The sequence below is a fragment of the Poseidonocella sp. HB161398 genome (genome assembly GCF_005870025.1).
Classification (GTDB): Bacteria; Pseudomonadota; Alphaproteobacteria; order Rhodobacterales; family Rhodobacteraceae; genus Mangrovicoccus.
Map to the genome: position 1 here is coordinate 1 of NZ_VATA01000278.1, position 627 is coordinate 627.

At 64.4% G+C, this 627-nt stretch carries 1 protein-coding gene; it reads left to right on the plus strand.

The annotated features are described in order from the left end of the window. Nucleotides 1–202 precede the first annotated feature (202 nt). Entirely contained in the window at nt 203–565 is a 363-nt protein-coding gene (tnpB, locus tag FGX59_RS39510) for an IS66 family insertion sequence element accessory protein TnpB (protein ID WP_206078575.1), read from the plus strand. Nucleotides 566–627: the final 62 nt, after the last annotated feature.

Sequence of the window (627 nt, forward strand, 5' to 3'; positions counted from 1 at the left end):
GAAAGGCCGTACATATGACCGCACCGCTCCCAAATTGTTCCTCGGATGAAAAAGCTCTTGCCACGCGGGCCGTTCCACATATGTCGCGCCGCAGTGACGGTGTGGGTCGCAGGCGGCGTCACCGACATGCGCTTCGGGAGTGAGGAGGATCAGGGGACCGTCCGGGGGACGGTCACCCCGACGAACATCGCTGGCGATCAAGGTGCAGCAGGGGCTGGGGCGGGACCCGCATGGCGGCGAAATCTTCTGCTTCCGCGGGCGCAAGGGCGACCTGGTGAAATTGATCTGGCATGATGGCGTCGGCATGTCGCTCTACATGAAGCGGCTCGAAGCGGGCAAATTCATTTGGCCGACGAGCGGATCTGGCGAGGCTGTCCGGGTGTCTGCGGCCCAGATTGGCTATCTTCTGGAGCAAGCGGCCGAACGCCATCGGTCCGAGAGAGGCCGCGAACATCGACTGGCGCAATCCGCGCTGGACGCAGAGGCCCGGAAAGGCAGGATAAAGCCCTGCCATGACGTGATTTTCCTTTGTCTGCGGGGGCGGCATGATAGTCTCCTCCCATGACCGATGCCGCCGACGAGATCGCCCGCCTGCGCGCCGCCCTTGCGGCGGCGGACACGCGTGCC